At 46.9% G+C, this 21,779-nt stretch carries 24 protein-coding genes; 2 read left to right on the forward strand and 22 right to left on the reverse strand.

Features of this window, described 5'->3' with window-relative positions; translation table 11 throughout:
- Positions 1–43 precede the first annotated feature (43 nt).
- Positions 44–538 (reverse strand): DUF2798 domain-containing protein, encoded by a 495-nt coding sequence (locus NE619_RS05770; RefSeq protein ID WP_256131429.1) that lies wholly within the window; start codon positions 536–538, stop codon positions 44–46.
- Positions 539–671: 133 nt separating this feature from the next.
- Positions 672–2,036, reverse strand: a complete 1,365-nt coding sequence (locus tag NE619_RS05775; protein WP_256131430.1) for an MATE family efflux transporter — start codon at positions 2,034–2,036, stop codon at positions 672–674.
- 93 nt (positions 2,037–2,129) lie between these two features.
- Here NE619_RS05775 and NE619_RS05780 point away from each other — a divergent pair, with 93 nt between their 5' ends.
- Entirely contained in the window at positions 2,130–2,951 is an 822-nt protein-coding gene (locus NE619_RS05780; protein ID WP_256131431.1) for a MerR family transcriptional regulator, read from the forward strand.
- Positions 2,952–3,039: 88 nt separating this feature from the next.
- On the opposite strand, the gene NE619_RS05785 is transcribed toward NE619_RS05780, so the two are convergent.
- Both NE619_RS05785 and NE619_RS05790 read right to left on the reverse strand, forming a co-directional pair.
- Entirely contained in the window at positions 3,040–4,752 is a 1,713-nt protein-coding gene (locus NE619_RS05785) for an APC family permease (RefSeq protein ID WP_256131432.1), read from the reverse strand.
- Positions 4,753–4,829: 77 nt separating this feature from the next.
- The gene (locus NE619_RS05790; protein ID WP_256131433.1) at positions 4,830–6,140 is read right to left on the reverse strand and encodes a saccharopine dehydrogenase family protein; all 1,311 of its coding nucleotides are present in this window, start codon (positions 6,138–6,140) and stop codon (positions 4,830–4,832) included.
- Between the two features lie 1,022 nt (positions 6,141–7,162).
- Between NE619_RS05790 and NE619_RS05795 the strand changes: the two genes are divergently transcribed.
- The gene (locus tag NE619_RS05795) at positions 7,163–8,254 is read left to right on the forward strand and encodes a response regulator transcription factor (protein WP_256131434.1); all 1,092 of its coding nucleotides are present in this window, start codon (positions 7,163–7,165) and stop codon (positions 8,252–8,254) included.
- On the opposite strand, the gene NE619_RS05800 is transcribed toward NE619_RS05795, so the two are convergent.
- The 18 genes from NE619_RS05800 to NE619_RS19155 form a co-directional block, all read right to left on the reverse strand.
- On the reverse strand, positions 8,246–8,422 hold the full coding sequence (locus tag NE619_RS05800; RefSeq protein ID WP_256131435.1) for a hypothetical protein: 177 nt from the start codon (positions 8,420–8,422) through the stop codon (positions 8,246–8,248). The two genes, NE619_RS05795 and NE619_RS05800, sit on opposite strands and share 9 nt — an antisense overlap.
- Before the next feature lie 55 nt (positions 8,423–8,477).
- On the reverse strand, positions 8,478–9,458 hold the full coding sequence (locus NE619_RS05805; protein ID WP_256131436.1) for a lipoate--protein ligase: 981 nt from the start codon (positions 9,456–9,458) through the stop codon (positions 8,478–8,480).
- Positions 9,439–10,875 carry a purine-cytosine permease family protein gene (locus tag NE619_RS05810; protein ID WP_256131437.1) on the reverse strand — a complete coding sequence of 479 codons (1,437 nt, stop codon included), beginning with the start codon at positions 10,873–10,875 and terminating at the stop codon, positions 9,439–9,441. The genes NE619_RS05805 and NE619_RS05810 overlap by 20 nt, the downstream gene beginning before the upstream one ends.
- A gap of 13 nt (positions 10,876–10,888) precedes the next feature.
- Positions 10,889–11,101 (reverse strand): hypothetical protein, encoded by a 213-nt coding sequence (locus NE619_RS05815; protein WP_256131438.1) that lies wholly within the window; start codon positions 11,099–11,101, stop codon positions 10,889–10,891.
- Positions 11,102–11,138: 37 nt separating this feature from the next.
- Positions 11,139–11,588 (reverse strand): VOC family protein, encoded by a 450-nt coding sequence (locus NE619_RS05820; RefSeq protein ID WP_256131439.1) that lies wholly within the window; start codon positions 11,586–11,588, stop codon positions 11,139–11,141.
- 10 nt (positions 11,589–11,598) lie between these two features.
- Positions 11,599–12,417 carry an SDR family NAD(P)-dependent oxidoreductase gene (locus NE619_RS05825; protein WP_256131440.1) on the reverse strand — a complete coding sequence of 273 codons (819 nt, stop codon included), beginning with the start codon at positions 12,415–12,417 and terminating at the stop codon, positions 11,599–11,601.
- Between the two features lie 29 nt (positions 12,418–12,446).
- Entirely contained in the window at positions 12,447–13,841 is a 1,395-nt protein-coding gene (gene lpdA / locus NE619_RS05830; RefSeq protein ID WP_256131441.1) for a dihydrolipoyl dehydrogenase, read from the reverse strand.
- A gap of 13 nt (positions 13,842–13,854) precedes the next feature.
- On the reverse strand, positions 13,855–14,541 hold the full coding sequence (locus NE619_RS05835) for a 2-oxo acid dehydrogenase subunit E2 (protein ID WP_256131442.1): 687 nt from the start codon (positions 14,539–14,541) through the stop codon (positions 13,855–13,857).
- Positions 14,542–14,545: 4 nt separating this feature from the next.
- Positions 14,546–14,824, reverse strand: coding sequence for a biotin/lipoyl-containing protein (locus NE619_RS05840; protein WP_256131443.1), 279 nt, complete (start codon positions 14,822–14,824; stop codon positions 14,546–14,548).
- Positions 14,825–14,869: 45 nt separating this feature from the next.
- On the reverse strand, positions 14,870–15,841 hold the full coding sequence (locus NE619_RS05845; protein WP_256131444.1) for an alpha-ketoacid dehydrogenase subunit beta: 972 nt from the start codon (positions 15,839–15,841) through the stop codon (positions 14,870–14,872).
- On the reverse strand, positions 15,838–16,824 hold the full coding sequence (locus NE619_RS05850) for a thiamine pyrophosphate-dependent dehydrogenase E1 component subunit alpha (RefSeq protein ID WP_330640673.1): 987 nt from the start codon (positions 16,822–16,824) through the stop codon (positions 15,838–15,840). The genes NE619_RS05845 and NE619_RS05850 overlap by 4 nt, the downstream gene beginning before the upstream one ends.
- A gap of 238 nt (positions 16,825–17,062) precedes the next feature.
- Positions 17,063–17,692 (reverse strand): ABC-2 transporter permease, encoded by a 630-nt coding sequence (locus NE619_RS05855; protein ID WP_256131445.1) that lies wholly within the window; start codon positions 17,690–17,692, stop codon positions 17,063–17,065.
- The gene (locus NE619_RS05860; RefSeq protein WP_256131446.1) at positions 17,676–18,554 is read right to left on the reverse strand and encodes an ABC transporter ATP-binding protein; all 879 of its coding nucleotides are present in this window, start codon (positions 18,552–18,554) and stop codon (positions 17,676–17,678) included. Before NE619_RS05860 ends, NE619_RS05855 begins: the two co-directional genes overlap by 17 nt.
- A gap of 203 nt (positions 18,555–18,757) precedes the next feature.
- Positions 18,758–19,282 (reverse strand): DUF6382 domain-containing protein, encoded by a 525-nt coding sequence (locus tag NE619_RS05865; protein WP_256131447.1) that lies wholly within the window; start codon positions 19,280–19,282, stop codon positions 18,758–18,760.
- 1 nt (position 19,283) lies between these two features.
- Positions 19,284–20,042 carry a hypothetical protein gene (locus NE619_RS05870; RefSeq protein ID WP_256131448.1) on the reverse strand — a complete coding sequence of 253 codons (759 nt, stop codon included), beginning with the start codon at positions 20,040–20,042 and terminating at the stop codon, positions 19,284–19,286.
- Entirely contained in the window at positions 20,026–21,234 is a 1,209-nt protein-coding gene (locus NE619_RS05875; protein ID WP_256131449.1) for a DUF5702 domain-containing protein, read from the reverse strand. The genes NE619_RS05870 and NE619_RS05875 overlap by 17 nt, the downstream gene beginning before the upstream one ends.
- Positions 21,224–21,478, reverse strand: a complete 255-nt coding sequence (locus tag NE619_RS19150; protein WP_256131450.1) for a hypothetical protein — start codon at positions 21,476–21,478, stop codon at positions 21,224–21,226. Before NE619_RS19150 ends, NE619_RS05875 begins: the two co-directional genes overlap by 11 nt.
- Positions 21,479–21,612: 134 nt before the next feature.
- Positions 21,613–21,771: a Flp1 family type IVb pilin gene (locus NE619_RS19155; protein WP_334304331.1), complete on the reverse strand. Its 159-nt coding sequence runs from the start codon at positions 21,769–21,771 to the stop codon at positions 21,613–21,615.
- Positions 21,772–21,779 lie beyond the last annotated feature (8 nt).

Here is a 21,779-nt window from a genome sequence, read left to right on the forward strand (position 1 = left end):
GGTTCTGCTCCGGCAGGCCGGATATGGAAGAGCGCAATTCTTCTTAAATGGTATTTACTTTTGCCTTGCAGCCGCACAGCTGCCTTTTAAACATGCGTTTAAAAGCAAACCGCACTGCCGGCCCTGCGATCAAAAGCTGCCAGCAAAAAGCCATTGGAAAATTCCATAAAACAGTGTGAAGCCAGGTGATCGGCATCATACTTCCAAATCCATGAAAAATGATCGTAGCCGCAAGACTCATCAAGGGGCACATCAGGCATACCGTTGCCACGGAAACGGCCAGAATCACAACGATTTCTCTATTGTCCCGCGCATCTACGATCAAAAAGGCGATCTTTCTTGCTAAAGGGCCTGCCAGGATCGATTCCAGGACGATCACCAGAACCCCCATAGCCGCAATCTCCCCAATGGGCACCGCAAACGAACTGCCGCTCAGTCCTCCGTTTCTCAGCGATGCATTATACACTTCCATGCCATAGACCATAACCAGGGCCATCATCACACCGAAGATCAGTTTCTGAAATTTTGTTTTGGGCATTTTCATTGTCCTCCTTGTCTTTTGTACAAAAAAAGAATGCGCCAGTCCCAACCTGGACTTACGCATTCTTCGCTACTCGGTATCTTTATTTTAGCAATATGAAAATTTTTTGTCAAGATTTCTTTTGCTTCCATCACGCAGCCTGAGCCGCTTCCCCCAGCGTTCTGGTGTCGTACGCCGCATTCATTTTCTTCAAATAAATCAGGCAGATAACCAGTGAAGCGATCGTTGACACAGGTGAAGCAAGGCCCATTGCAAACAGTGACGTGCCGATGGTCTGCCTCAGCAGCAGCGCCAGCGGGACGCGGGCCAAAAAAGTCGCTGCCAGATTTTGCGTCATATTGAATATGGTTCTGCCATAGCCGTTGAAATAGCCCCCCAGGCAATAAACGATCCCTGCCAGGAAGATGTCCCAGGAATAGGACTGCAGGTACGTGGCCGCCAGGTTCATCACTTCTGCGTCAGAGGAAAACATTCCCGTCAAAGTAGTCCCGAAGAACTGACAGTAGGCTGCGATTAAAAAACCATACCCCCCTGTCATCCAAACGGCGGCCCGGAGGCATTTGCGTGTTCTTTCATATTCTCCGGCGCCGTAATTCTGCGCCACCATAGCCGATACTGCCGCATTCATGGCAATGGGAACCAGGAAGAGAAATTCCACCAGCTTTTCCACTACGCCTACCGAGGCGGAAGCCACCACACCAAAGGGATTGACAATGGCAACGATCAGCAGGAAAGATACGCCAACCAGAATATCCTGTATCCCCAGGGGGATTCCCACCTTAAAGAGCTGACGGAACTGCTCTTTGTGAAAGCGGATATCCTTCATCGAAAAGGCGAATCCCAGTCCCCGTCTGATGAGAAAAGCCACGGAGAAGAGAAAGCTCACCGCCTGCGCCAGAGTCGTAGCGATGGCCGCGCCCGCGGCGCCCATTCCAAAATAGCGAATCAGCACAATGTCCAGTACCACGTTAACTACGCAGGCAATTGCCACAAAGAGCAGCGGCGACTTGGAATCTCCCAGCCCCCGCATGATCCCGCAGACCACATTGTATCCTGTGATGAAAAAAGCTCCCATTGAACAGTAAAAGAGGTACGCCTGAGTGTTTGCCACTGACTCCTGCGGCGTGTTCATCAGGGAAACAATAGTATCTCTGCCCAGCAGAAGGCCCGCTGTGAGGACAATCCCGATAATCGTAAAGGTAATAATGGTAATTCCCATGGTTTCCGCCAGCGCTTTATGGTTTTTGGAACCCATATACTGTCCCAGCAGCACGGTGATTCCCATTGTCAGCCCAATGATAAACTGCGTAAAGATCATCATTACCTGACTGCCTATGGTGACGCCCGATACGTCGGCTGTAGTTGCGAAATTCCCCACCGTCAGCATGTCCGCGGCGCCGTATAATGATTGCAGCAGCTGGGCCAGCAAAAACGGTCCGGCAAACTGGATTAACTTCTTGTACACATTTCCCTGTGTTAAATAATTCAAACTCATCTTTATTCCCTCCAATAACAAATCTTGCGTCCGTCACTGACAAATGGTATTATAGAGCGTGTTGTAACAACGCAGTCAAGAGGAGAATGTAACATGGAAGAAAAAATTTATTTTACATCGGGAGAATTCGCAAAGCTTTGCGGCACAACAAAGGAAACCCTGCGCCATTACCATAATAAGGGGATTCTCTCGCCCAAAAAAGAAGGGGACAACGGTTATTTTTATTATGAAGCCTGGCAGTTTTTCGAGTTTGACCTGATCTCGCTGCTGATTTACGCCGGAAACAGCCTGCAGGAAATCCGCCAGTATCTGGACTCTTATAACACAGAGAATTTTTTGGAACTGATGAAGGGAAGTAAAGAGCGGCTTCTGCGCAAGAGAGAAAAAATCGAAAGCATGCTGCGGGTCGTGGATAACAGCGTCGCTCTGGTAAACCTGGGGCTTAAGCACGACGGCCATCAGCTGACCATCGCAGCCTGTGAAGAGGAATATTATCTGACTGTGCCAATTGAAGAATCCGCATATGAAAACAAGCGCAATCTTCTGGACGCCTTTTCCCGCTTCTGGGCTCATTCCGTGGACAACCCGCTCATCGGCGAATATCCGTACAGTTATGTGATCCCTGAGGAAAGCCATCGAAAGGGCGATTACTCCATTAAGTATATCGCCGGCAAACTGGATGAACCCTCCGGCAACAGGAACATCCACACGAAAAGCGCCGGCCGTTACGCCATCCTCTTTCATTACGGCAGTATCGACGAAGTCCATGTTTCCTGCCGCAGGCTCTGTGAGGAAATTCATCAGCTGAAACTGGAACACGCCGGGCCCCTTTATGTGGATGAATTAATCAGCAACCATGTGACGCCTGAAGAAGAGGATCACATAACCAAGCTCTCGATCCGGGTAGGTGAATAGAAAAACGCGGCGATTTCTATAAAAATATCTCCAACCACTTGCTCTGTGATTGGAGATATTAATTATTTTCGTTTAACTTTATTGCTTATTAAGCCTTATCCCGGAATTCCTTTTTCAGGCTGACGCCCAGGCCTTCCGTAGGAATCGGCTGCTGCCTGATCGGCAGAGTGGGATCTTTTTTCCTTCCGATGAAGAAAATAACCAATCCTACCACCAGCAGGACAATTCCCCCGATTCTACACCAGTTAATCATTCCCCAGAAATCACTGAAGAAACCGCTGCCATATTCCTCGAGATAATACTCTTCACCCCAGCTGCCTTCGTACCATTTCAGGAGTACAGAACCCAGGAGAGCGACAAAACCGGCCAGAGCCACATATGCTCCGATATAAACCGTATCTCCCTGCGCAAGCTTTGTCTTCGGATTGAGCGGGTGCCCGATTGGATCCTCTTTTGCCATTCCGCCATAGACCCATTTGCAGATCAGATAGCCTACCAGGCTGATGGCCAGCATCAGGAATCCTGAAATGAAGTAATCCGTTCCGTTTACATACAGTGCGATACCGGCAATGATGAACGGGCAGATGGTCATTGCGTACAAACCTGCTTTTCCGAAAGGAATGTAATATAATCCAAGCTTCTTTCTTTCCTCAAGCGGATAAACTTTTCTCAGTCTGTGAACAGCTACTGCCAGACACATATACAGATACAGCATAGGCGGCGTCGTTGCCATAGCCAGCGTTACAAAATCAAATTTGCAGAGGAAAATCGTAAACACAGCCATGATAATGATGCTCAATGCAGGAACGCCTCTCTTCTTAGAAACCCTGCAAAGGAATCTCGGGAACAGATGGTCGTCCGCCATTACAAAGAAGCCTCTGGAGCCGGATGCTATGTAAGCGTTGAAAATGGAGCAGTTGGACAAGATAGCGATTATCAGGAATCCCATTCCTGCCGCCGGTCCTACAAACTGGATTAAAACATCCATGTAACCTATTGCGTTTTCACCTTCCGTATTCCACAGCTCCCAGTTGCCTACAGAAGCGAGACCTGCCATGGTTGGAAGCAGATAGCTCAGTGCGATGATCGGCATCGCGATAATCAGCCCCTTGGGAATTGCCTGTGGATTCTCCAGCTCTCCTGCCACATTGGACATACATTCATATCCGCTGTACATCCAGATCGCGATACAGATGCTTCCGCCCAGGCTTCCTACAACGCCCTCTTCCTCATTGTAAAAAGGTTCAATAGGACTCGTGTTCCAATTGGCAAAACCTACGATCATAACGGCGGCAAAACCCACGATAACCAGCAGTGAGAAAATCGTGCTCAGGCTGGATACCTCTTTAATACCCATCAGGTTGACGGCGGAAAAAATAACGATCATTGCGACTTTCAGTATAGTTGCCGTCATTGGTGACATGTGCCAAAACTTTTCAACATATCCGACTACCAGCACAACATACATTGCCTGCTGCAGCCAGGTACTAATGGTTCCCCAGAACCCAACCTGCCAGCCCCACATTTCTCCGAGAGCATCTCTGGTCCAGACGTATGCTCCGCCTTCCGAAGGAAGCACAGCGCCCAGTTCAGCGACCATTTCACTGATCGGCAGCGCCCAGAAAATAGGAAATAAGACCAGCATCAATAACGTAAGGCCCGGTCCGCTGATCGGTATCATTTCCTCGATACCGAAAGCCCCTGCGGCAACCAGACAATAGATCATAAAGACTACTCCCCAAACGCCAACGTGGCGACGCTTAAGAGCACCAACACCTTCCAAATGTTTTTCCTGTTGCATGGTGTTCCTCCTTTTTACATTTCTAAAAATGCGGCTATGGAGCCGGAGTGGACTCCATAGCTTATGTAGTTAATTACTTATTTCTTTGCGTTTGCAAAGATGTCGGCCATCATTTCTTTATCCTTAGCTGCCTTATATGGGGAATCCATTTCAACGATTCCATATTCAAAGCCAGCCTCATCCATGATCTGCAGATACGGGATCGGATCAAAGTATTCCGGTGCGAATACGCCCTTATCCTTCCAGATGCCTCTGCCGATCAGTTCGATACCAACAGCTGCGCCAAATCCGGTCTGTGCTACAACAGCCTGCATGTTCCATTTTTCCATGGATGCCTGGTTGTCAAACGGCTGATACATAAAGATTTCTCTTTCCTTGCCGTCTTTGATTCCCTTGCAGTGAACGCCTACGCACATCTTACCGATCATTTCGTCTCCGATATCCTTCGGCTGCGGTGCGCATGCGGCTACGATGTCTCTTGGTACAACTTTCACCCCGTTTACCTCTACCGGGTCCAGACTTCTCAGGCCCAGAGAAGTGATAACCTTCAGCGCCTGAATCAGGTTGTCGTCCAGAGCAATCTTGAAGGTAACTTTTTCCAGACCGTATTTTTCCAGGAATCTCGGCATCAGAACAGTCTCTTCGTGTTCAACTTTTACTAATGTATTTGGTCCTACGCCTGCTGGCATGTCAAAGGTCTCTTCACCGGCAAACGGAACGTCTGTCACATAGCCCTTTTCCTTGCTCCATTCTACGTTCGGGTTCACGCACTCGTCCAGTACGGTCCATACGTTGAAACCGAAGGTGATGTCATCTTCGCCGGCATTGGGAATTTCCAGATTTCCGCCGTCTTTAACGTGGATTTCTTTCAGCTGATCAAACAGATATTCAGCGGCAAATTTTGCGAATACATCTACGACACCAGGGTCGATTCCCAAGCAGATGCAGGCCATGTTGCCCTTTTCTTTCCATTTATCAAACTGGTCGAAGTTGTATTTTGCCATCGGCTCTGAGAAACTTCCTTCCAGCGTTCCATACTTGGGTGGATCGTACGGTACGGACCATGTTCCCATGCTCACATAGTTTGCGCCTGCTTCATATGCGGCATCAAAGATATTGTTGGATACAAACGGCGCAGCAGCGTCCATTACGAAATCGCATCCCTGCTTTTTGATGATGTCAACCAGTTCATCCCTGTTCTTTGCGTTGAGCTGCTGCGGCGTAAAGCGCGCGTCGCCCTTCAGGTGCTCGCAGACTTCCTTTGCTCTATCGAAATCATAATCGCCTACTACGACTTTTTCCAGCCACTTCCCTTGCGGATCTCTCACCTGCAGAATTCTTAAAATTGATTCTCCTACGGCTCCTGCTCCTACCAATAACATTTTCATAATAATTTCCTCCTTGCTTTTGGGTGGGCTTTTGCCCATTCTCTTACTCAGCAGTTGGTACTAACCGAATACCCGATGCAGACGGTATTTCTCTTTTTCAATACATCATGCTCTCTTTGCTTTGCGCATGATTGTGCATAAAAAAAGAGAAATACACGCATATAGAATATGCTGCATACTCCTCTGTCCGTTTGCCAGTTGGTTATCTCCTCGTAGGCGCCACAATTAAGTGATCTCTCCAAAGTTTCGTCCAATAACCTTCCTTTTGCCTGTCAGTTTCCACGGGGTAACTGCCACTACCCTGCTTTGCTTCTTCGGCCTCCCGCTTGGGCGAGACGTCTAAGGCTATTTTCATCCGAAGTATTCAGTTGTATGAATTGAGTTTATTTTACCATCCTTTTTCAGAATATTCAAGTTGTTTTTAATAATTAAATTATTAACAGATTCGAAGTGTTTTTACTGCGTCTAAAAATTGTACGAGCTGTTGGGCAAAATAGCATAACATACGAATTGTCCGACAAAATCTGGCCAAAGCTGACCAAAGATAGTCTGGCGCTTTTTGCTTTGAAATTAAGCCAAAGCGGATAAAATATGTGGGTTTGCGGGTTGTATGTATTTATTTTCTGGAAAATTTCACTTAAGATTGACCGGCACGGGTAAGAAACGTTGAAAAAAGATCCGCTTTTACCCATTTTTTGATGATAAAGATCCGGGAATAATTTAATGCGTTATAATATGAAATCGGATAAACATTTCTTCTTGGCAGAAGTGCTGACACCCGGGCCTCCAGCCGTGTTGACACATCAAATAAGGATATTTCATTGTACGATCCTATTAAAAACTTCTATGGAGGCCCCGGCACAATTCCGCACTGGCCCTCCACAGGTTTCATCCGGGAATGTCCAGTCTTCCCTTTATAATCATAAATACTACTTCACACCAGGTATTTCCTTGTCCTTTGATTATTCCCCTATGATATAATTTATTCAAACAGGTATTTTATATGAACGGAGAATTTCAGTATGGCAAAATCACTTGAACCACATATATATGAACAGCTCCTTTCGTTTTATCTGCAGATGAACGACGAACTTCTGAAAGGTTCGGATTTTGGAGACGTCGTGACATCTCTGATCTCAGATTTTTGGAATTACAGAAGCTCCGTCACTATTTTTGAAGAGGATAAGTTCATCGGTATATACGATAACGTCAATTTAAAAAAGATCTATTCCAACGAATACATCGATAAAGACGTGAAAAACGAATACATTTTCGATCACAAAAACTCCTTTAACTTCTCAAACTGCGCTGATGCGTCTTCTAAGATTCTCTATCTGGAGGATATCATATCCTTTGTTGATTATGAGCAGACGGAATTCTATAATAAATTTTTTAAAGAGCGGAATATTTTTTACGAAGCCATTATTTTATTGGACAGTTCCCTGTCTGCCCTGAGCTTATACAAATCCAGAGAGGATGAAAATTTTACGGAGGAAGAGCGCCTTCTCATCACGTTTATCGGACAGATCACAAGACAGGGCTACCAGATTCACAAAAAGATCGGCAAAATGAATCAGGATATCAAGCTTCTGAAGGATACCCGCAACATCTTTCCCCTTGGAAACATCCTTGTCAACGAAAAGCGGGAAATTATTGATTACAATACTACTGCCGTGGAGTTTTGTAAAGCGATAACCGGAGAAGTCAACACAGACCGGATCATCAGCAGCTTCATTTCAACCCTGGAAGACTCCACTAATTTTATGATGAGCGCAGAGCAGAAGATTTCATATTACATCCTGGGCTATAAAATCGAAATCAACATTTTAATCAACAAAAACATCTATGAGAATTTTGAAAAAAACTATTTAATTATCATTTCCAGGCAGACAGCAAAAAAAGACGCTTCCGCCTTTATGTCCCAATACGGCATTACCAATCGGGAAAAAGAGATCATCGACTGCGCCGCTAGGGGCCTGAAAGCTCAGGAGATCGCAGAGGAACTGTGCATCAGCGTCTACACGGTTAAAGTACATATTAAAAATATTTTCTCAAAGCTGGAGGTAAACAATCAAAAAGCAATGATTGCCAGGTACAACGAATTTTTACGTTAATTGCGGGTCCAGCAGCACTTTAAGATCCGCTTCTTTACCTGTGTCTTTTTGTTCAAAATAGGATTGTAACTCCGAGAATCCAATAGTTTTAGAAATATATTTATCTACATCCAGAATGCCGCCGGCAATCATTCCAATGCAATCGTCAGCCGCCTCCCTTCCACCCATATCCCATAGAGAAATCCAGGCCTCCTTTACACGCCCGGATTTCCCCATGGAAGGTTTAAAAGATCAAACGTTCAATTTGTTTGCGGGTAATTCCCTTAAAAAACTCCGATACACACACGCCCTCCAAACGATGTGATACCGCCTGACGGCTATAGTCCAGGCCAATGAACATCTGCTCGAACTCCCGCGTATCGCGAAGGCTGAAATAATCTCCGAATACTTTCATGTTGGCAATTTTTCCTGCTTCCACGTCGAGCCTTATTTCGACAAATCCGCCTTCGAAATAACCGCTTCTGGTCAGGCTGCATTTTGGCGCGTATCCGTAATTCCAGCGATGGGTCCGGTATTTCCCGTCGGCCAGTCTGCGGACCTCCTTCTCTTCAAGGTCGCTCAGTTGATAATACCGCAAATCTTCCCGCTGAGAAAAAGCTTCCAGCAAATAGGCCTTAAACGCCTCAATCGTCATATCCCTTTTCAGATACGGCCGGATATTCGCGACTCGGCTCCTGACAGATTTGATTCCCTTAGACTCGATTTTCCCCGGCTTAACCCTGAGGGCTTGCTTTACGCAGTCCAAATCTGAATCAAATAAAATGGTCCCATGATGCAGCAGAATGCCGTTCTGATAATGCTGCGCGTTTCCCGAAATTTTCTTACCTTCAATGGTAACGTCATTTCTGCCCGTCTGCTCCGCCTGTATTCCCAGATTTTGCAGGGCGCTGACCAAAGGTGTGGTAAATGCTCTGAAATCCAGGTCCGCTTTGGCCTTGGGGATCAGAAAAGAGTAGTTTAAATTCCCTAAATCATGATAAACCGCGCCTCCGCCCGTGATCCTGCGAACAACGTGGATGCTGCCCGCGGATATAAAATCGCTGTTGATCTCCTCAACGGTGTTCTGATGCCGCCCGATGATAACGGAGGGCTCATTCTGCCAAAGCAGCAGCACCGGATCGTCTTTGCAAAAGTCCCTGAAAACATACTCCTCAAAGGCCAGATTGTAGTGCGGGTCTTTGCTGTCATTTCTGAGATAAATCATTGGAATACCCGCCAATTCCTTTTTTATTGCGCACCAGAAACAGTTTCCCCAAAATGGTATAGGCAGCCACTGCGAAAACAAAGGTCGCTCCTGTCGCCGACATGTACACGAACATCGGCTTCGCTACCAGCAGAATCGGATCGAAAAGCGCCACGTATACAACGCAGGATAAAGCGAACACCACAATGGCTACCCAGTTAAAACCTCCCCAGAACCGGTAACGGCTGCCTTCCGTCTTATCGAACATATCCACAAGATCCAGCTTTTGTTTTCTCAATATGAAATAGTCCACCATCTGAATCGCAACCAGCGGTACATAAACCACGCAGATAATTCCCATCAGAATATAGAAGTGATCGTAAATGTACAGCGGGAAGAAAATCATTATCAGGAAGGTTGGCAGCATGAAGAAAAAGGTTACTTTGCCCCAGTGCATATTTTCAAAGATCTTAAATTGCCGCATGCCCAGACTGGAAATATAGATGGTGACCGGTGCTGAGCTCAAATTCGCAAATGCGATGAACAAAAGAGCGATGATTCCCGGTACCAGGCCTCCCAAAGGCACCATCCATTCCGTTGGATCGATGGAATTGAAGGCGAGAGATGTCGCCACGCCCAAAATCGTTCCCAAAGAGGATGCCAGGCATACGCCCAGCATGCTGGGCCAGTAAGCGGCTCTCACTGTTTTACACAGTCTTGCGGCGGTTCCCCTCGATGCCCACCAGGAAACGCCTGCGCCAATATTGATTTCAAAGGCGATCATAAAGTTTACCATCTTACCGCCCGGTACAGGTGCAAGGGCTTCGTAATCCAGGATTGCTCCCCAGCCGCCCGGCGCTTTTGCGATCAGGATAGCCATTCCAACCATAACAATGCACATCAGCGGTGCGACGATCGCACTCATCTTACGCATGGCTACAGGACCCTTCCAGGCGATCAGCCAGGCAGCGGCGGCGGCAACCAGCCCCAGCACGTTGATCAGATATCCGTTTTCTGAAACAAACCCGGTTGTTGTCGCTAAAATGTTTTCAAAGGCGCGGCCGCACATAACGCTCAGGGTTACGGCCCATCCAACCTGCGTCACCAGAATGACCAGCAGCATCAGCTTCATTCCGTTGCCGCCCAGCCAGCTTCTGCCCAGCGTCCAGTGTTCCACCCCATACTTGGCCGAGGTAACGGCCGTGGCAACGATTCCGATAAAGACTCCGATTACGTTTCCGGCAATCGTTGCTACAATCGCTTCCCACAAGCCGACGAACAATGCCACCGTCCCGCCGGTCATGAAGCACCATGTGGCGATAGCCAGAGCAACGTCCACATTGACGTTATCAAAAAAACTATAGATTCTGTCTTCCTTCAGCAATGGTAAGTTCCCTGTCAGGAATTCGTTCTTACCGCCATGTTCACTTTTTCCCATATCTTCTCTCCTCCTAGAAAATACCGCAGGCCATGAAGATGACCGGCAGAATACCGAACATTACTGCAATGATAACGGTTAATGCCCAATCGGATTTGGGTAAGTCCTGGCAGACACCACCCTCTTCTTCGATTACAGTGATGCGTCTGATAAGCTCCTTCTCCAGCTCTTCAGGCATTTCTGTCTTTCCCTTTATGCGTCTTTCAACCGTTTCGTAAATCGACATAATTTGCTCCTTTCGAACACAGCTAAAGCAACAACTTCTATTTTTTATCCAGGTCGTAGGTTTCCAATATGAGACCCAAATCCTTCCGGGTATCGTAATAGGTATATCTTCCGAATCCAATCCAGTACCCGCTCTGTATTACCGGGATACCGCGCTCTGAAGCGACTTCATGCAGCGCCTTCCTGTTATCCCGAATCGCAATATGATGGACTCCTTGTCCATGCTCTTTGAGAAACCGGGCATAATCGCTCTTCTCGTCGATGGGCTGAATTAATTCAAGTTCGACGTCTCCTATCATGGCAAAGGCGGCATAAAACTCATAATCCCGGGCCTCTCCGTAAGTCTGGCGATCCCGCAAAACTTCTGAGGTCCCATCATCCCTTACCCAGGGACCCACTCCATAGGCTTCAAAATTCTTTACCGATTTTTCAATATCCTCAACGACAATATTCAGCTGCAGGATTTTCTGAATCACAACAGGACCCATGGCATGCCTCCTATCTGAACTCGCATCCGCCGCAGATGTTCAAGGCCTGTCCGGTGATGCTCCGGGCTTCGTCTGATGTCAGGAAAAGGGCGGCACTTGCTATATCCGCGGGTGTTTGGGCTCTTTTTAAGGCGCACAGCTGGTTGCAGAACTCATCCACCACGCCCTTTCCGTTTTCGGCGTTTTTGAACATTTGCGGATATTTTTCTTTATAAATCGGCGCTGCGTTTTCATAAAGCGGCGTGTAAACGAATCCCGGACAAATGCAGTTTACATTGATATTTTTCGGCCCCAGTTCTCTGGACAGGGTTTGTGTAAAATTAATCACCCCCGCTTTCATGGCTGAGTATTCTGCGATTTCAGGAGCACCGGTCTTGCCTGCAACGGAGGCGATCGTCAAAATATTGCCGTATCCCTGGTTTACAAAGGTTTGATAGATCGCTTTGCAGCAGTAGAATACACCTCGCAGATTGATCTGATAGCTGCGGTCCCAATCCTCCGAATCCAGATCTGTCAGCGGATCTCCCTTGATCCTGCCTACAACGCCGGCATTGTTGACCATAATATCAATACGCCCGTAAAGTCCCAGGGCCGCATCGATCAAAGCGGCGACGGATTGTTCTTCTGTGACATCGGTTCGCACAAAGTTGGCAGTTCCTCCCCCGGCACAGATTTCCTTTGCGGTTTCCATTCCCTCTTTTTCACTGACATCGGCGACAATTACCCGTGCGCCGGCTTTAGCGTACGCTGAGGCGATCGCCTTGCCGATTCCCTTAGCGCTGCCTGTCACAACCACATTCTTACCGCTGTAGTCAAATTTGATATTCATATTTCACCTCTGATTTCTGATTCTCATGTTTACTGTTTCCCCTTCGGCGGCATATGTATGCACCTGTCCTCAGCATCGAGGGCCGCTTCCAGCAGCGCCTCCCCAATGGTCGGGTGAGCATGGATCGTATCTGTGATGTCCTCCAAAGCCGCGCCCATTTTCAAAAAGGCGACCGCTTCTCCGATGATTTCGGTGGCATTGGCCCCCAGTAAATGGATTCCCAGCAGCCGGCCTGTCGCTCCGTCACTGATTACCTTGAACATCCCTTGTGTCTCTCCCATAGCCAACGCTTTGCCGCTGGCCATGAGCGGGAATCTGCCCACCTTGACGTGTTCGTATTGCTTCAAGGCTTCCTCTTCCGTCAGGCCCGCGAACGCCAGCTCAGGAGAAGTGAAGATGCAGCTGGGTACCAATGTATCGTCATATTTGCTTCTCATTCCTGCTATATGTTCTGCCGCGATCTTCCCCATTTCAGATGCGGCGTGGGCCAACGGTCTGATTCCTGTAACATCGCCGACGGCGTAGATATAGGGTATGCTCGTCCTGGCGTATTCATCCACCTTGATATATTTACCGTTCATTTCCAGGCCCAGAGCGGCAATGCTGTCCGTGTTGGGCGTTCTGCCGATGGAAACCATCACTTTGTCAGCATGGATAAATTCTTCCTCATCGTTTCTGCGTATGCGGACTTTCCGTTCGCCCCCTTCCCCACGGATTTCCTGAACCATGCACCCTGTGTTAACTGTAATTCCGCTCTCCTTCATGTACTGCTCAAGGGTCCGGGACATCTCCTCATCCGCATTGCTGATAAGACGGGGCATTGCCTCTGCGATCGTAACCTGGCTTCCGAAAGCCTGCAGTATATGGGCGAATTCACATCCGATCACGCCGCCGCCGATAATGACGACGTGCTTGGGAATTTCGCTTAAATCCAGCATTTCCTCACTGGTCACCGCATATTCTTTTGCGCTCGGGATGGGAATAGATGCCGGCCTTGAACCCGTTGCGATGATTAAATTCTTAAATTCGATCGTTTCCGTATCGCCGCCCTGCTCAAACCTTATTCTTGTTTGGCCCGATACCGTTGCTTCCCCTTTGAAAACCTCCACGCCATTGGCTGCCAGAAGGCCTTCCACCCCCTGGCGCAGCTGCCGCACCACTAAATTTTTCATATCTATGGTTTGTTGAATATCGACGGATATGTCTTTTATGTGAATACCTCTGTAATCGCTGTTTTTTACCGCATTGATAATTTCTGCGTTTCTGACCAGCGTCTTTGTTGGAATACATCCTGTGTTCAGGCAGGTTCCGCCGATCCGTTCCCGTTCCACCAGCGCGGTCTTCTTTCCCAGCTGGGCGGCCCTGATGGCGGCCACGTATCCGCCGGGGCCTCCGCCTAAAACTACTATGTCGTATGTCTTCATTTCTTCCTCCTAGCTAGTCCATTAACCTTTCAGGGGCTTCCAGAAAGCCTTTCACTTCATTTAAATAAGAAGCTGCCAGTGCGCCGTCGATAATCCTGTGATCCGCCACCAAATCCAACGGCATATAGCGTTTTTGCAGAATTTCTCCGCCTTCCATGACCAGCTTTTCGTAAATTCGGCTGACTCCCAGAATCGCAACCTCCGGCTGGTTGATAATCGGCGTAAACCTTTCGATGCCGTACATACCTAAATTGGTAATGGTGAAGGTTCCCCCGCAGATATCATCGTAGCTGAGCCCCATGGCTCTGGCGCCCCCGATGATCCGGCTCACTTCTTCGCACAGCTCTTCAAATCCGCGCTGATCCACCTTCTTAACGTTAGGCACCAGCAGTCCTTTTTCCGTTGCCACCGCAAGCCCGATATTGATCTCGTCGTGAACGACAATTTCGCCGCTTTCTATACTGGAATTGAACAGCTCATATTTCTTTGATGCAAGGGCGCAGGCTTTCATGAGAATGTGATTGTAGTTCATTTTCAGATTCTCATGGGCGTGTGCCTCATTGAATCCTTTGATGAACGTATCCGCTGCGCCGGTCTCCGCTGACATGGAGTAGGTGACGCGGGGTGAAGTCTGCCAACTCTCTTCCATGCGCTGATACATGATTTCGGCCATTCCTGTAATCTTGATTGTTCTGCTCATGGTATTATTCCTCTATGTCCGCCAAACATCCGCTGATATCCTCGTCAGCATCGGCAATGATACATAAGGGCGTCTGACAGGGGACCTTTTCTCCTTCCGGGACTAAAATTTTTCTTAAAATTCCATCCTGATCGGCTTCCAATTCATTTGTCAGCTTATCGGTTGTGATCTCCAGAATCGTCTCGCCCGCTTTGACCGCTTCGCCTTCGCTCTTAAGCCATTTTGCCGCCACGCCGTCTTTCATCGTCAGTCCTAACTTTGGCATTGTAATGATATTCGCCATGTTCCTTTCCTCCTCTTCTACTGATAATTCCTTCTTGTTTTGATGTTAGTCTGTGATCGACCGAATTCCCTCCACAATATCTTCCGTCTGGGGTATTACATAGCTTTCCAGATTTTTCGTATAAGGGATCGGCGTATTTAATTCCCCAATTCTTACGATTCGCTTTTCCAAAGATTCGTATATGTCCTCTGCGATACAGGCGGCCATCTCCGCCGACCATGCTCCCCGCTTTACCTCCTCGGTTACAATGACCGCTCTTTTTGTCTTTATCACGGAATTATAGATCGTTTCCTTATCCAGCGGATACAGGGTTCTCGGGTCAACCACTTCCGCACGGATCCCCTCTTTTTCAAGGATTTCCGCAGCTTTCAGCGCTTTGTGCACGCACAGTCCCGTCGCAATGACCGTAACATCGGTTCCCTGCCGTTTCACATCGGCGCTTCCCAGCGTAATTGGCTTTCCGTCCAATTCCACCTCCCCTTCCTCAAAATAAAGGGACAGATGTTCAAAATACATGACCGGATTTTCGTCTCTGACCGCGCCGATCAGCAGACCATATGCGTCCTGCGGTGTAGACGGATATACCACTTTTAATCCCGGTATATGGGTGAGAAAAGCTTCCAGGCACTGGGAATGCTGCGCGGCGGCCTGCAGCCCTCCTCCGCATGGCAGGCGCAGAGTCATGGGTATTTTCATATTGCCACCGTACATATATCGAAATTTGGCGGCCTGATTGAGCAGCTGGTCAAAGGCGCAGCCCATAAAATCATTGAACATCAATTCCGGTACCGGGATCATTCCCAGGGACGCGGCGCCGACTGACATGCCCACAATCTGCTGCTCTGTGATCGGCGTATCCCTTACCCTCTCCGGCCCAAACTCGCTGTACAGACCTTCCGTCAGCCCAAAGGTTCCGCCGACAATTCCCACATCTTCGCCCATGATGAAAACATTTGAATTTCGCTTCATTGCGTTTCTGAGGGCCTCATTAATTGCTTTTGCATAGGTCAGCTTCATCGGTCAACTCTCCCTTCCTCAACGATATCGGTATAAACATCTTTCACAGCAAGCGCTGCCGGGGGAAATTGGCTTTCTTCCGCGAATCTTACCGCTTCATTGATTTCGCTTTCGATCTTCTCTTGCAGCATGGACCGCTCTTCTCCGGTCAAAATATCCTTTTCCTTTATGAGCGCTTCGCAGTTTTTTATGGGGTCCTGATCCAGCCATTCTCTGATTTCCTCCGGAGACCGGTAAACATCCGGTTCTCCCTCAAAGTGGCCATGCTGCCTATAGGTTTTATATTCCACCAGCATTGGCCCATTTCCGCTTCGCACATACTCTACCGCTTCTTTTGCGGTTTCATAAACCACGGTCACGTCATTGCCGTAGGCCACCGTACTCTTCATGCCGTATGCAACAGCCCTGTCCGCAACATTTTTTACCGCCATCGAGCGGTCAACTCTGGAAGAAATTCCGTAGAGATTATTTTCACAGACAAATAAGATCGGAAGTTTCCATACGCTGGAAATATTCATTGCTTCGTGCCAGCTTCCCTCATTGGAAGATCCGTCTCCAAAAAAGCAGACCACGATATTGCCGCTCTTTTTCATTTGGCATGCCAGGGCTGCCCCTGCTGCCAGATTAAACCCTCCCCCTACGATGCCGTTGGCCCCCAGTATGCCAATGGAGGTGTCTGAGATGTGCATGGAACCGCCCTTTCCGTGACAATATCCGCTTTCTTTTCCGAACAACTCCGCCATCATGGTTTTGATATCCGCACCCTTTGATATAATGTGGCCATGGCCCCGGTGGGTACTGGATATGTAGTCGCCCTGATTCAAATTGGCGCATACCCCTGCCGCCGTTGCCTCCTGGCCGATGCAAAGATGCACGAAGCCCTGCACCTGTCCCTTTGCGAAACACTTTGACACCCGTGCTTCAAAGAGCCTTATTTTCAGCATCGTTTCATATAGAGACTGTACCTTTTCTTTTTCTAACAACGTTTTCGCCTCCTTCTCTTTTGATTGCAATTAAATTATCACAAATTTCAAATAAGTTTAAAATTCTTCGCTCATGGTATTTATATAACTCTTTTGAGTTATTTTTGGTTATTCTGTTCTCCGGATATTTTTTACAGACAAGAAAAAACTACGGCGAAGGAAGTCTCTTCTACCGTAGTTTTTATTATTCATGATTTATGTTCTATGAGAAAATACTCAAGACTGTCTTACAACTGCATCAAAACTCGCGATCCTTAAAAAGCTTTAAGGAAATCAGGTAGGAAATCAGCATAATGACAACCGCAAAGGAGATTACGGCTAATGCGATTTGAAAATCCGAGATATTGGAATCTGATAAAAAAACCGGTATCCTTTCCAGTAAAAAATCGCTGCTTCCAAGGAGTAACAGCAGTAATGCGCCCCCTGCGACATTTGCGGTCATCACATTGAATTTATAGGTAAGGGGCAGCACGACCGAGCAGTATATAGCTGCCCCTACAAGGGAAAGCACTATGATTTCACTGGGAATCGTCTGGGCCTCTACAGGCAGGCCGAATATCATAATAACTCTCTGGACAACCAGATCAACCACAACTGCAAGTATGGCAAAGATCACGATGGAAAGATACTTGGACAAAACAATCGTGCTTCTTTTTATGGGCAGACTTACCAGTATAATATTGCAGTCATTCTTCTGTTCTATATCGCCGGACCCCAACACCAGGATATATGTGACCCCCAACACTGACAGAACAAATGCAAATGTGGATCCCTGCTTTGCAAAGAGGTTAAGAAAAACAATAAATGCCACTGCCACTGCCAAATTTCTCTTCTGAATAAGAAAGTCCTTTTTAATCAAATGCAACATGTGATTTTACCCCTTCTATATAAAAAACCGCAATATCTTCCAAGGTGGCTCTTTCAACAGATACCTGATTTCCCAGCTCATTTTCCAGGTAATCGTTTCTCTCTGCCAGGCCTACAAACTCATGCTGATCTTTTTTAAGTCCGATAAACATCTGCTCACCCATGGTATCCAACGCGTCCGGATTGCCTCGAACAAGGCAGTGCTTTGCCATAAGCTCATCTTTATTCCTGGTGAAAATAATCTTTCCCTTATAGATCAGCGTAATTTGGTCCGCTATTTTTTCCAGATCCGATGTAATATGGGTAGAAAAGAAAACAGACTTGTTCTTATCCTGCACGTAGAGCTTCAATATATCAATAAATTCGCTCCTGACCAGAGGATCCAAGCCGGAAGTAGGTTCATCCATAATCAGCAGATCCGCATTATGGGATAAGGCGATCGCCAAAGAAAATTTCATTTTCATCCCTTTCGACAGATCTTTGATCTGTTTTTTTAAGGGCAGCTCAAAATCATGGACGTATTTCTGAAAAAGATTTTCGTCCCACTGGTCATAAAACCCTCGTATAACGTTTTTCATTTCATGAACCGTCAGAGTTTCATGAAAATGATTTTCATCAAAAACAAACCCGATCTTTTGTTTTATGCGCTTTTCATCTTTCAAATTGTCCAGCCCGAACAGCTCAATCTGACCGCTGTCTCTCTTGACCAGATTCATGATCAGTTTAATTGTGGTGCTTTTACCGGATCCATTGGGCCCAATAAAGCCCATAACCGAATTATTCTTCAATGTGAAACTGACATCAGTAAGTGAAAAATCTTTATATTCCTTACTTAAATTATGAACTCTCAGCGGCAGCGTCATATGCATGGTTTCCTTTCTTGTTATTCCCTGCTCGTTTGTACTTACACTCTAATTTTTCTTTAGTATTATACCACTGTGCATCAATAAAGTATATAGCTAATAAATAAAATGGGGCTTCATTATAAATTGCTAACATATTTATTATAAGAGCAAAACACAGCAGCAAACGTGATGCGCCTGCCGCTGTGTCTTCTTCCAGCTGTCTACCTGCAAAGTTCCCGCTTCATTTCTCCAATCAGATCAATGATGTCGGTAATGTAGTAATTATTTTCTTCCAAATGTTTTTTCACTTTTTCCAGATAGACACGGCCATTTCCGGGCACACCCCTTTCCACTTCGCTAATAAAACCCACCATGTTTTCCCTCAGTGTAACCGGTTCATCTACCGGCACATAGGCAATTCGCACCTGCCCGGTCTTGCGGTCATAAAAAATCGTATCTAAATTCAGCATAATCCTGCTAGGCGTAATCAAATATTCGCCGGCCTTGCTGACCAGAAGGAAAGTCTTTTCCAGAATGTCCAGGGCTTCCTTTATCTCTTTCACATCGCACTGCCGCAGAGCCGTATACCCGCTGCAGTGATAGGATACCAGTTCCCCGTCCTCACAGCTTACAAAACCCATAGGCATAAATAATTCACAGAGCCCGGAAGAAAGTACGACCTTCTCAAATTCCCTTACGGAGCCTTCCTTAAGCTGCAACTTAAAATCATTATTTCGAATCTCCATTTTATCCCCCTCCGCACTTGCCGCAGGGTGTGTACCCTTTAGCCTGTGCGTCCTCTTTTTCAATCTCTACCGTATATTTATCGACTGTTTTACAGCTGCCCCTGTGATACGCCTTACCTGCGCTGAGAAAGCAATATACAAAGCTTCCCTGCGGAAGTTTATCCGGCTCGCATAGTTTGCAGGGCTGGAAACTTTTTTTAACCGATCCCGTCAGAACCATCTGCCTGGCATTGGATTTTACATATACGCAGTCTTCATTATGATACCTCTTTCCCCACATAGGAAAAATCCATACGATCTTTGAATCGCCGTTTGTCTCCATTTCTGAAAACGCCATCGGGCTGCCTGAAACCGATCTGCCGATGAAGCCTCTGCACTTTATGCGGCTTTCCATTGTAACCCCGTTATAAAAATCAAGCGGCAGACGGATATCCACGTCATATTTTAATCTCAGAGAAATCAGACCGTCTTTTCCAGATTCCCTGTACAGGTACCGAAAGCGGTCGATTTCAATATTCCCGGCCTGTTCATTTTCCCGCCTCAGCCGTTCTTCAACCTTTACGGGAAAATAAGGAGCGGCCTTTACCCCATAGGCCTGCGCGGCCAGGTGGGCTGTTTCATCGAGAGCAGAAAAAGTCACATTTTCCGCTGTACTGAAAATTTTAATAAAATAGCCCAGTGTAGCGATCCCTATGATAAAGATCGGCAGAAAAACAGCCGCTTCCAGTGTAAAATACCCCTTTTTAGTACCTAGTATCATATTCCCGTTCCCTACCGCTTATCTTTGCTTTCAGTCTGAATCCCCCGTTATAGTTTTTCAACAGAAAGTCTCTGCTAGAAGTGCCCTTCATGTTTATTTGAATAAGGTCCATCATACGGGCCAGTTTTAAAGTTTCGCTTTCAAAGTGAAGAAATATCATCAAATAGTCCTGATAATAGAAACCTTTCCTGTTCCCCGTATCAATACAGCCTTCATCCCGATTGCTGAGCACGGAATCCAGGTCCGTTGCCCAGGAGGCTTTATCTTTGAACAGCACCACAGGCTTGCCCTTTTCCAGGAGCCTGGCATCGTTTTCCGCTTCGGCAAAAGCCCATGTGCCAATCAAGATCGCCTGTGTCAGCACAGCCTGCGGGCCGGGTGTCAGCACTTCTGCCGCAGCCAGAGTCTGTGCTCGTTTCTCTTCATCCAGATATAAATACGCTGCATTAAACCCGCTTCGAAACAATACTATACCTCGCCGTACTTCTGCTTTGTTCTTTTTATTACTGTAGTCTCCTTCCAGGATGTACTCCACTTCATTTTCGAAAAAAGTAGCGCGGCCCACCCGGTCTTCCAGAGCATTCTTGAATTTAAGCAGAATGTACCGATCCAGCAAGTATGTTTCTTTACTCTGATTAAAGATTTCATCAATTGATCCGATTTTATCTTTAATCTCAGCGATCCGATCTGCAAATCCCGGACTGCTGCTTTTAAGAGGCGCAGACGGAAGACTGTCAATGATCCTGCGATTACGCAGAGTCCTGTCTTCCCTTTTTTGACCGCTCTTATCGCTCTCCCACTTATCCAGCAGGTCTTCAGCCAGAGCAAATTTCATGTGATCCAATATCTGTTCTTTGATAATTCTCGGATCTGCCAATGAATACTCGCCAAAACCCGCACGGATTCCTGTAACCTTCGCCTCTTGGTTATCATGCAACGCATAATCTGCGTATTCTTTTATTTCAGCTTCCACCTCCTCTCCTGTTTTTTCGAAAGCAAATATGCCGTAACGATCTTTCAGTTCCAAGTTGAACTCAGATAAGATGCTTCTGCACGCAAGGTTCAAAATGCCGTCACCGTAGCTTATGACTGCCGCACGTTTGGCAGCATAGATGAAAACGGCTGTCAACGTTATCATCGCAGTTAGAATAAATATCAGAAACACCGAAGCGCTCCCTTTCCTATTTTTCATCTGTCTGCTCCTTAAGCCTGGCCAGATCTACGGTGCGTATGAAACTGGCTTCATTATCTGCGTATCTGTGTGCAGAAATTTTCTTTGTCGCCCTGCGCAGCATCCCCTTTTCAGAAAACCCCAGGGAAGCTTCGTAATACACCTGCCCGCCTTTGTTATAAACAGGATAGTCGGCTTTTACTTTCGTTATATATTCAACGGTTTCTGTGACTCGTCCGCTTTCCGCCCTTAGAGCGATATGCATTTGAGCGCGCGTTTCAGTCTGCTGATAAAGAAAAGCCAGCATATGGATCAGAGCCACTACCGCCAGAATAATCAGCGGAAAAACCAGTGCCGCTTCTACTATCGTCGTACCCTTCTTATTTTTTCTGGCCGACGCTAAAATCCGCTGTTGAGACTTTCGAAGGTCTTGTTTACAAATCCGGTTATTTCGCTTTTGAAAATAAGTCCGAGCACAATGGCGATAGCGACCAGAATCGCGACTTGCACCATCTCCATCCCCTGCTTGCTGTTGCTTATGAATTTCCATCTTTTCATCTTTATCC

It is taken from the genome of Anaerovorax odorimutans (genome assembly GCF_024459955.1).
In the GTDB taxonomy this organism is placed as follows: Bacteria; Bacillota; Clostridia; order Peptostreptococcales; family Anaerovoracaceae; genus Hominibacterium; species Hominibacterium odorimutans_A.

What these genes read in the sequence shown, in the direction of transcription:
- NE619_RS05770 (WP_256131429.1), bottom strand. Translation starts at nt 538, where the DNA reads ATGCCCAAAACAAAATTTCAGAAACTGATCTTCGGTGTGATGATGGCC.
- NE619_RS05775 (WP_256131430.1), bottom strand. Translation starts at nt 2,036, where the DNA reads ATGAGTTTGAATTATTTAACACAGGGAAATGTGTACAAGAAGTTAATC.
- NE619_RS05780 (WP_256131431.1), top strand. Translation starts at nt 2,130, where the DNA reads ATGGAAGAAAAAATTTATTTTACATCGGGAGAATTCGCAAAGCTTTGC.
- NE619_RS05785 (WP_256131432.1), bottom strand. Translation starts at nt 4,752, where the DNA reads ATGCAACAGGAAAAACATTTGGAAGGTGTTGGTGCTCTTAAGCGTCGC.
- NE619_RS05790 (WP_256131433.1), bottom strand. Translation starts at nt 6,140, where the DNA reads ATGAAAATGTTATTGGTAGGAGCAGGAGCCGTAGGAGAATCAATTTTA.
- NE619_RS05795 (WP_256131434.1), top strand. Translation starts at nt 7,163, where the DNA reads ATGGCAAAATCACTTGAACCACATATATATGAACAGCTCCTTTCGTTT.
- NE619_RS05800 (WP_256131435.1), bottom strand. Translation starts at nt 8,422, where the DNA reads ATGGGTGGAAGGGAGGCGGCTGACGATTGCATTGGAATGATTGCCGGC.
- NE619_RS05805 (WP_256131436.1), bottom strand. Translation starts at nt 9,458, where the DNA reads ATGATTTATCTCAGAAATGACAGCAAAGACCCGCACTACAATCTGGCC.
- NE619_RS05810 (WP_256131437.1), bottom strand. Translation starts at nt 10,875, where the DNA reads ATGGGAAAAAGTGAACATGGCGGTAAGAACGAATTCCTGACAGGGAAC.
- NE619_RS05815 (WP_256131438.1), bottom strand. Translation starts at nt 11,101, where the DNA reads ATGTCGATTTACGAAACGGTTGAAAGACGCATAAAGGGAAAGACAGAA.
- NE619_RS05820 (WP_256131439.1), bottom strand. Translation starts at nt 11,588, where the DNA reads ATGGGTCCTGTTGTGATTCAGAAAATCCTGCAGCTGAATATTGTCGTT.
- NE619_RS05825 (WP_256131440.1), bottom strand. Translation starts at nt 12,417, where the DNA reads ATGAATATCAAATTTGACTACAGCGGTAAGAATGTGGTTGTGACAGGC.
- lpdA (WP_256131441.1), bottom strand. Translation starts at nt 13,841, where the DNA reads ATGAAGACATACGACATAGTAGTTTTAGGCGGAGGCCCCGGCGGATAC.
- NE619_RS05835 (WP_256131442.1), bottom strand. Translation starts at nt 14,541, where the DNA reads ATGAGCAGAACAATCAAGATTACAGGAATGGCCGAAATCATGTATCAG.
- NE619_RS05840 (WP_256131443.1), bottom strand. Translation starts at nt 14,824, where the DNA reads ATGGCGAATATCATTACAATGCCAAAGTTAGGACTGACGATGAAAGAC.
- NE619_RS05845 (WP_256131444.1), bottom strand. Translation starts at nt 15,841, where the DNA reads ATGAAGCTGACCTATGCAAAAGCAATTAATGAGGCCCTCAGAAACGCA.
- NE619_RS05855 (WP_256131445.1), bottom strand. Translation starts at nt 17,692, where the DNA reads ATGTTGCATTTGATTAAAAAGGACTTTCTTATTCAGAAGAGAAATTTG.
- NE619_RS05860 (WP_256131446.1), bottom strand. Translation starts at nt 18,554, where the DNA reads ATGACGCTGCCGCTGAGAGTTCATAATTTAAGTAAGGAATATAAAGAT.
- NE619_RS05865 (WP_256131447.1), bottom strand. Translation starts at nt 19,282, where the DNA reads ATGGAGATTCGAAATAATGATTTTAAGTTGCAGCTTAAGGAAGGCTCC.
- NE619_RS05870 (WP_256131448.1), bottom strand. Translation starts at nt 20,042, where the DNA reads ATGATACTAGGTACTAAAAAGGGGTATTTTACACTGGAAGCGGCTGTT.
- NE619_RS05875 (WP_256131449.1), bottom strand. Translation starts at nt 21,234, where the DNA reads ATGAAAAATAGGAAAGGGAGCGCTTCGGTGTTTCTGATATTTATTCTA.
- NE619_RS19150 (WP_256131450.1), bottom strand. Translation starts at nt 21,478, where the DNA reads ATGCATATCGCTCTAAGGGCGGAAAGCGGACGAGTCACAGAAACCGTT.
- NE619_RS19155 (WP_334304331.1), bottom strand. Translation starts at nt 21,771, where the DNA reads ATGAAAAGATGGAAATTCATAAGCAACAGCAAGCAGGGGATGGAGATG.